This window comes from Aurantimonas sp. A3-2-R12, from assembly GCF_036016755.1.
Lineage (GTDB): Bacteria > Pseudomonadota > Alphaproteobacteria > Rhizobiales > Rhizobiaceae > Aurantimonas > Aurantimonas coralicida_A.
In genome coordinates, this window is record NZ_JAYXIH010000078.1 from 1 (window position 1) to 7,923 (window position 7,923).

A 7,923-nucleotide genomic window follows, 5' to 3' on the forward strand; every position below is an offset into this window, starting at 1 on the left:
ATCTCTGGCGTGCAGTCGGCAACATCTGCGACCTGTTCGAGCCCGAAGAATGTTGGAACTACCTCAAGGCCGCTGGCTATGTTGCAGATTAATCGCCTGACGCTCTAGTGATTGTCGAACCCGGCACACCGGCTGGCTGGCAACGCGTCCTCGCCGCGCGCGAACAGCTGCTGGCCGGGGGCGCGCAGCTGCTGGCGCCGTGTCCGCATGCCAAAGTCTGTCCTGTCGCCGCGCCCGACTGGTGCCATTTCGCTCAACGGGTCGCCCGCTCGCGCACTCACCGTCTCGCCAAGCGCGGGACGGTTCCCTACGAGGACGAGAAATTCGCCTATCTGGCGGTCGCCCGCCGACCGGCCGTGCCATTGACCGCCCGCGTCCTGGCCTCGCCCCGAAGCGGCAGCGGCAAGGTGCAGTTGAAACTCTGTACGTCCGACGGGCAGTTGCGGGAGCGGCTCGTCACCAAGCGCGAGGGCGAAATGTTCCGCACCGCCCGCCGCCTCGACTGGGGTGATGCCCTGGAATGAGGGGGGAACCCGTGGATTGGCGAAACGATCGACAAACCGTGGCATGGGCTGGTCTGCTGTCCGCTGTTAGCGTATGATGATCGATCATGACGGAGCCGTTCGATCCGAAAAAGGACCGCCGCAACCGCACGGAGCGTGGTCTTTCTCTCAAACTCGGCTTCGACATCATCGCCGGGCGTGTCATCGAATTTGAGGATACGCGCTTCGAGTACGGGGAGCGTCGAATCGTTTGTTTCGGCCGTATCGATGGTCGGCTTTACGTCTGCGTCTATACGGTGCGCGAAGAGGGTCCCCGGATCATCTCCGTACGCAAGGCAAACCAACGGGAGCGAGCACGCTTTGGCTGACAATCCGACGTATCCCGATCCAAGTCCTGACTGGAGCGCATTCGATGCCGCGCCCCTGGACAGCGCTTTGAAACTTCAGGCGACGCGCGCGCGCTTGAGCCTGAGCCAGCGCGACTTCGCGGCGCTTTTGCGCGTTCCGTGCGCGACGCTCCAAAACTGGGAACAGCGCCGGACCGAGCCGGACGCCTTCGCGCAGCACATGATCAACATCATCTACGACGATCCCGATGGCATGCGGCAGCGCCTGCAACGGCAAAGCGCGGCCTAAGAGCCTGAGCGAAAAGGAGTTGAGCGATATCAGCAGGTTGTGATTCCCCTACGTTGTCGAGACGATGGGGAATCGAGATGGCCTGGGATGATACCGCTCGGCTTGAGCATAGCCGCAGATGCGTTCGCTATCCAAGCGATTTGACGGATCGGGAATGGGCGTTGATCGGGCCGATGCTGCCACCGGCCAAGCGCGGCGGCAGGCCGCGGACGACATGTCTGCGGGAGGTGATGAACGCCATCCTCTACATCGCGTCGAGTGGTTGCCAGTGGCGCATGTTGCCCACGGATTTTCCACCAGCCTCCACGGTTCGCGGCTATTTCTACGACTGGCGCGACAGCGCGCTTCTTTCAACGATCAACGGCCTTCTGGTGATCGGCGCTCGCGAACTGGAAGAGCGTGAGGCCAGTCCGACAGCGGGCGTGATCGATAGCCAGAGTGTCAAAACCACCGAAAGCGGTGGCGTTTGCGGGTATGACGCGGGAAAGAAGATCAAGGGACGCAAGCGCCACATCGCGACCGACACGCTCGGTCTGATGCTGACGGTCGTCATTCATTCCGCCGGCATCCAGGACCGTGACGGCGCCACGACGGTGCTGAAGTCGCTGCGCTATCGCTTTCCGTGGCTGCGCCACATCTTCGCCGATGGCGGCTATGCCGGCGACAAGCTGAAGCGCTCGCTGCGCGGACACGGCGACTGGACGATCGAGATCATCAAGCGATCGGACACGGCCAAGGGTTTCGAGGTTCTGCCGCGCCGCTGGGTGGTGGAGCGGACCTTCGCCTGGCTCGGCCGATGCCGCCGTCTCGCCAAGGATTGGGAGCGATCAATCGAAAGCGCAACGGCCTGGACGCTCATCGCCAGCATCCGAATGCTCACGAGGCGCATCGCAAGATATTGGATATATTGCTGAACTTTTGAATCAGGCTCTAAGGCACCGGACCGTTGCGAGGCTGAGCGAAAAAGCGGGCGTCGCAGTGGGTCGGTCCTTCGCCGGCCGCCCCGATCAATCGTCCATCGCCTCCAATTCGTCGATGAAGCCGGAAATCATCGCCAGACCCTTCGACCAGAAGGCGGGATCGGAGGCGTCGAGGCCGAAGGGCTTCAAAAGCTCGGAATGGTGCTTGGTGCCGCCGGCCTTCAGCATCTCGAAATACTTCTCCTGAAAGCCCGTCTCGGAATTGCGGTAGACCGCGTAAAGCGAATTCACCAGGCAGTCGCCGAACGCATAGGCATAGACGTAGAAGGGCGAGTGAATGAAGTGCGGGACATAGGTCCAGTAGGTGTCGTAGCCATCGCCGAGGCGCAGCGCCGGGCCGAGGCTGCGGGTCTGGACCTCCAGCCAGATTTCGCCGATCCGCTCGGTCGTCAGTTCGCCCTGCCGGCGCTCTTCGTGCAGTGCCCGCTCGAACTGATAGAAGGCGATCTGCCGGACCACCGTGTTGATCATGTCCTCGACCTTGGAGGCCAGCAGCGTCTTGCGCTCGGCCTTGGTCTTGGCCTGCTCGAGCAGCGAGCGAAAGGTCAGCATCTCGCCGAACACCGAGGCGGTCTCGGCCAATGTCAGCGGCGTCGCCGCCATCAACGCGCCCTGCCGGCCGGCGAGTACCTGGTGGACGCCGTGGCCCAACTCATGCGCGAGCGTCATGACATCGCGCGGCTTGCCCATGTAGTTGAGCAGCACATAGGGGTGGACGCTCGGCACCGTCGGATGCGCGAAGGCGCCCGGCGATTTGCCGGGGCGGTTCGCCGCGTCGATCCAGTCATTGGCGAAGAAGCGGTCGGCGATCGTCGCCATCTCCGGGGCAAAGCCGGAATAGGCCGACAGCACAGTCTGGCGCGCTTCGTCCCAGGAGATGTCGCGGCGGGTGGAATCGGGCAGGGGGGCGTTCCGATCCCAGTATTCCAGAACGTCCAGTCCCAGCCATTTCGCCTTCATGGCGTAGTAGCGATGGGAAATCGCCGGATAGGCATCGCTCACAGCCTCCGACAGCGCGTCCACGACCTCGCGCTCGACCCGGTTGGCGAGATGGCGCGAGTCGGCGACATCCTCGAAACCCCGCCAGCGATCGGAGATCTCCTTGTCCTTGGAGAGGGTATTGGTGATCAGGGTGAAGACACGCAAATTCTCGCTGAAGACATTGGCGAGGGCGCTCGCCGCCTTGCGCCGCTTCTCGCGCTCGGGGTCCTGCAAGAGGTTCAAGGTGGCTTCGAGCGCCAGATCGTCGCCGTCGACGGTGAAGCGCAGCGAGGTCAGCGTCTCGTCGTAGAGACGATTCCAGGCGCCGCGGCCGGTGATCGCCTTTTCGTGAAACAATTCCTCGACGCGATCCTCGAGCTGGAACGGCTTGTCTTTCCGCAGGTCGACGATCCAGGGACGATAATGCGCCAAGGCGGGATCCCGCTCCATGGCTGCATCCATCTCGGCATCCGCGATTCGGTTGAGCTCCAGCGGGAAGAACAGGAGCCGCGAGGAGATGTCGGTGACGCTCGACTGGATATCGCCGTAGAACTTCGCTCGCGCCGGGTCCGAGGTGTCGCCGGAATAAACCAGCCCCGCATAGGAGATGATCCGGCCCAGCAGTTCTTCCAGCGTCTCGAATTCGACGACCGCCGCCGCCAGGCCTTCGCCTTCGCCGCGAGCGGCCTCGGCAAGCCGGCCGCGCCAGCGATTCTGGAAGGTCTCGGCCTTGTCTCGTGCCTTTTCCAGATCGCTCTTGAGTTCGGCGCTATCCATCGCCGGATAGAGATCGGCCAAATTCCACTCCGGCAGCGCGTCAGCGTCTGCGGCGGCTGCTTCGGTTGCCGAGCGGGTCGGGGAAAAGCTTTGGGTCATGAACATCGATCTCGTTGGCGAAGGGTCGGGCTGGGCGACGGGGAGGGCCGGTAGCTGCCATGTCGTTCAAATCAGACCGAAATCAACAGCGCTTCGTTAGTCTTGCTTGTTCAGTCGAATTTTAGCGGCGCGTGTCAGATTGGGTCATTCTCGCGACAAGACGAGACCGGAGGCCGACATGACCCAATCCGTACTCATCGTCGATGATGATCCCATACAGCGACGCCTGCTCGATGCTCAAGTGGCGCGTGCGGGACTCCGGCCCGTGTCGTGCGGCGGCGGACGCGCGGCCCTCGATGCACTGGCAAACGGTGAGGCAGGGCAGATCGGCGCGATCGTCCTCGATCTGATGATGCCGGACATGAGCGGCATCGAGGTGATGGCCGAGATGCGGCGCCGGGGGATGGATATTCCGATCATCGTCCAGACCGCCAAGGGATCGGTCGACACCGTGGTCGAGGCGATGCGCGCCGGCGCCTTCGACTTCGTCGTCAAACCGGTCTCGCCGGAAAAGCTGCGAGCCGCTCTCGACAATGCACTGCGGATGCGCGCCGCGACACGGCGACGCGGCCAGGCAGATACCGCCGCGGCCGCCGCGGCGCCGAGCATCGACGGCTCTGCCGCATCCGCGGCGCTGCGTCCCGTGCTCGCGAGCGCGGCAAAAGCCGCGGCGTCCAATATACCGGTCCTGATCGAAGGTGAGACCGGCGTCGGCAAGGAATGGCTTGCCCGCGCGATCCAGGCGCATGGGGACCGCGCCAAGGCTGCCTTCGTTCCCGTCAATTGCGGCGCGATGCCAACCGATCTCGTCGAAAGCATCCTGTTCGGCCATGCCAAGGGCGCATTCACCGACGCGACCGCGCGCCATGAGGGCAAATTCATCGAGGCCGACGGAGGAACGCTGTTTCTAGACGAGGTCGGTGAATTGTCCGCCAGTGCCCAGGTCAAGCTCTTGAGGGTGCTGCAAGACGGCGAGATCGACCCGGTCGGAAGCAAGACGCCGATAAAGACAGATGTCAGGATCATCTCCGCGACCAATCGCGATCTCGCGGCAGCGGTTGCTGCGGGGCGGTTTCGCGAGGATCTTTACTATCGCCTCAACGCATTCGAACTTCGCGTCCCACCGCTGCGCGAGCGTCGCGGCGAAATTTCGGCGCTGGCGCGTGGCTTCGTCGCGCACTTCGTCGGTCTAGAGCGCGGCACCCGGGTCCGCCGTCTGTCCGAGGAGGCCATCGCGGTTCTGTGCCGCTACGACTGGCCGGGCAATATCCGCCAGTTGGAAAATACCATCCATCGCGCCGTGGTGTTGAGCGACAACGAGACCCTCCTCGCGGTCGACTTTCCGCAGATCGCGGCGCTTCTCGCTGCCGATCCGGCGAAGCCGGCTTGGTCCGAGGACCCCGGCACGGACCATCGGGAACCGCCGGCATCTGAACAGATGGAGAAACCCTGGAGCGGTAACGAACGGCGGCGCGACGCCCCGGCTTTCCCGCTCCGCGACGCGAACGGACAAATCCGCCGCATGGAGGAGGTGGAGGCAGACCTGATCCGGCTCGCCATGGCTCAATACGGGGGCAGGATGAGCGAGATCGCGCGGCGGCTCGGCATCGGGCGCTCGACGCTCTACCGAAAGCTGCGTGCCTATAATATCGCGGTAGACTGATGTCTCTGCGTCATCTGGTCGCCGCCGAGTTTGGCGGTGCAAACCCGCGGCCCGTCCTTGGGCGGGCAAGTTAAACTTAATCCAAGCTTAACGCTTTCCCCTCAAAATCCATAGAAAGTTCCATGACTGTCATTTTCATGCCGCAGTTTGAGCAAAACTAGACGAGCGTGGAAACAGTTTCTAAGACGGTGCCAGCCCCGGGGGATTTTTTACGGGGAAGGACGCCATCATTGAGGGGAAGACCGCATGTTCGGACATACCGCTCGTGTCGGCCGCAGGGCCTGGCGCATCGCGACGTTCGCAGCTTTGTCCCTTCTGGCCGTCAGCGCGGTCACCGCGGCGCAGGCGGAAACAAGGGTTCTCAAATTCTACAATCTCCATACCAAGGAAAAAGCGAGCTTCGCCTATAAGCGCAACGGTCGCTACGACCGTTCCGAACTAAAGAAGATCAACTGGTTTCTCCGGGATTGGCGCAAGTCCGAGCCGACGAACATGGATCCCCGCTTGATGGACGTGATCTGGGAGGCGTATCGCCAGTCCGGCTCACGCGCCAACATCAACGTGATCTCCGGCTATCGATCGCCCGGCACCAACTCGCTACTGCGCTCACGGTCTTCAGGCGTTGCCAAGAAGAGTCAGCACACGCTTGGCAAGGCGCTCGACTTTCAAATTCCCGACGTTCCGCTGGCGAGGATGCGTGAGATCGGCCTGAAGATGCAGGTCGGCGGCGTCGGTTACTACCCTCGATCCGGTTCGCCGTTCGTGCATTTCGACGTTGGCAACGCCCGGCACTGGCCGCGCATGAACCGCAAGCAGCTGCTAGCGGTCTTTCCGAATGGCAACACCGTTCATGTTCCCTCGGACGGCAAGCCGCTGCCCGGCTACCAGCAGGCGCTGGCGTCGTACAAGCAGCGCCGCGGGGCCTCTGAAATCCAGGTCGCCAACGCCAGTTCCGGCTCGTCCGGCGGCGGCAAGACGCTGCTGGCCATGCTGTTCGGTGGCGGCAGCGACGAAGCGGAAGACGATGCGGAAGCAGTGGCGGCGCCGAGCCGCGCCGCTCCGAGCCGCGCGGCTCCCGCCCCGGCGGTCGCGTTGGCTTCCGCTGTTCCGCAGTCCCGGCCATCGCTGCCCGGTGGCGTCACCATGCCGGTCGGCGATCGCTTCGACACCGGAACGCCGGCGAATATGAGCGCGCCGGAAGCGTCGACCGTCGTCGCATCCCTCGACGCGGCGCGAATTCCGGTTCCTACCTGGGCACCCGTGCGCGCCACCGCGCAAACGCTGACAGCCGGCTCGGAGGCGCCCGCCTCGCGGGCCGTTGGACCCTCGTCGGATTCTGTTTCCACTCTGGTCGCGGCTCTCGAGGCACAAGCGGCGGAGACGGCGGCCAGCGGTCAACTGGCCTATGTCGTGCCGACGCCGCGCGACCGGCCGGTGTTCGACGATTTGTTGAAGACCGACAAAGCTCCTTCCGCTGCGACGCGGCAAGCGATCGAAAGCGTCGTCGCGGCGGCGATGCCCGTGGCGCGACCGGTGATCGAGCCGAAGACGGCGCAGCCTGCGGCGATGATGAAAGTCGCGGCGGTGACGCCCCCGGCTCGCTCCCGGCCGAAGGCGATGACGACCTCGCGAGACGGCAACACCTCTAGCGACGGCAAGGGTGATCGGGTTATGCGGGTTGCGGCGAAGCCGACCGCGAAGTCGACGCGGGTCGACCCGCAGCAGGCGATCAACTCGCGGATCGAAATCGCTTCGCTCGTGTCCGATCCCAATCGTCGAGCCGAACAGATGGCGACGAGCAATCCCGATACGGGCCGGCTCGTCGGTGATCTGCCACGGACGCTATTCGCGGCCGGCTTCACGCCCTCCACCGCGACAGGCAAGACCGATCGCTTTTCCGGCTCCGCCGTGAATTTCCTGCCACTGGTCAAGCTCAAACAGTAACCGCTCGGTTATCCGGTCAAGAAACCTGGACGATCCGGCGATATCGACACTCGACCGGGTCAATTCAGCCGGGCGCGTTCTTCGTGGCCGTCTGATGCTCTGATGCGCGGAGCCGTACTTGCGAAAGCCCGCGTACGGCCAGAAAAGCATGCGCCACGCGGACTTTGGGACGAGCGGCGTTTGTTCGAGAGCGGTGTGCTTAACAGGACTTGCCGCAATGGCCGCCCCAGGGGCTAGAGCATCCGGCGAATAATTTGAATCGACGGGTTCCCATTTGATGTTCGGTTTGATTCTCTGTGAGCAGGAGGTGCTCTATGGGAAAGGCTGTTTCATCAGATTT

Annotated in this window: 7 protein-coding genes; 6 read left to right on the forward strand and 1 reads right to left on the reverse strand. The window is 63.4% G+C overall.

The features are described 5' to 3' along the window. Positions 1-107 precede the first annotated feature (107 nt). The 4 genes from VSX60_RS21475 (at position 108) to VSX60_RS21490 (ending at position 2,053) form a co-directional block, all read left to right on the forward strand. A complete protein-coding gene (locus tag VSX60_RS21475) occupies positions 108-524 on the forward strand; it encodes a small ribosomal subunit Rsm22 family protein (RefSeq protein ID WP_327626292.1) in 417 nt (138 codons plus the stop codon). Between the two features lie 86 nt (positions 525-610). Beyond that, complete coding sequence (locus VSX60_RS21480) at positions 611-871, forward strand: BrnT family toxin (RefSeq protein WP_327626293.1); 261 nt, start codon at positions 611-613, stop codon at positions 869-871. After that, the gene (locus VSX60_RS21485) at positions 864-1,139 is read left to right on the forward strand and encodes a helix-turn-helix domain-containing protein (RefSeq protein ID WP_327626294.1); all 276 of its coding nucleotides are present in this window, start codon (positions 864-866) and stop codon (positions 1,137-1,139) included. Before VSX60_RS21480 ends, VSX60_RS21485 begins: the two co-directional genes overlap by 8 nt. Positions 1,140-1,216: 77 nt before the next feature. Beyond that, complete coding sequence (locus tag VSX60_RS21490; protein ID WP_327626295.1) at positions 1,217-2,053, forward strand: IS5 family transposase; 837 nt, start codon at positions 1,217-1,219, stop codon at positions 2,051-2,053. Positions 2,054-2,146: 93 nt separating this feature from the next. On the opposite strand, the gene VSX60_RS21495 is transcribed toward VSX60_RS21490, so the two are convergent. Further along, the gene (locus tag VSX60_RS21495; RefSeq protein WP_327626298.1) at positions 2,147-3,976 is read right to left on the reverse strand and encodes a M3 family oligoendopeptidase; all 1,830 of its coding nucleotides are present in this window, start codon (positions 3,974-3,976) and stop codon (positions 2,147-2,149) included. 178 nt (positions 3,977-4,154) lie between these two features. Here VSX60_RS21495 and VSX60_RS21500 point away from each other — a divergent pair, with 178 nt between their 5' ends. Beyond that, a complete protein-coding gene (locus VSX60_RS21500; RefSeq protein ID WP_327626296.1) occupies positions 4,155-5,639 on the forward strand; it encodes a sigma-54-dependent transcriptional regulator in 1,485 nt (494 codons plus the stop codon). 246 nt (positions 5,640-5,885) lie between these two features. Beyond that, complete coding sequence (locus tag VSX60_RS21505) at positions 5,886-7,583, forward strand: DUF882 domain-containing protein (RefSeq protein ID WP_327626297.1); 1,698 nt, start codon at positions 5,886-5,888, stop codon at positions 7,581-7,583. The last annotated feature ends 340 nt before the right edge of the window (positions 7,584-7,923 follow it).

Bases quoted from the DNA above. Each gene is read 5' to 3' on its own strand.
- VSX60_RS21490 (WP_327626295.1), top strand. From the start codon at position 1,217: ATGGCCTGGGATGATACCGCTCGGCTTGAGCATAGCCGCAGATGCGTT.
- VSX60_RS21480 (WP_327626293.1), top strand. From the start codon at position 611: ATGACGGAGCCGTTCGATCCGAAAAAGGACCGCCGCAACCGCACGGAG.
- VSX60_RS21495 (WP_327626298.1), bottom strand. From the start codon at position 3,976: ATGACCCAAAGCTTTTCCCCGACCCGCTCGGCAACCGAAGCAGCCGCC.
- VSX60_RS21505 (WP_327626297.1), top strand. From the start codon at position 5,886: ATGTTCGGACATACCGCTCGTGTCGGCCGCAGGGCCTGGCGCATCGCG.
- VSX60_RS21500 (WP_327626296.1), top strand. From the start codon at position 4,155: ATGACCCAATCCGTACTCATCGTCGATGATGATCCCATACAGCGACGC.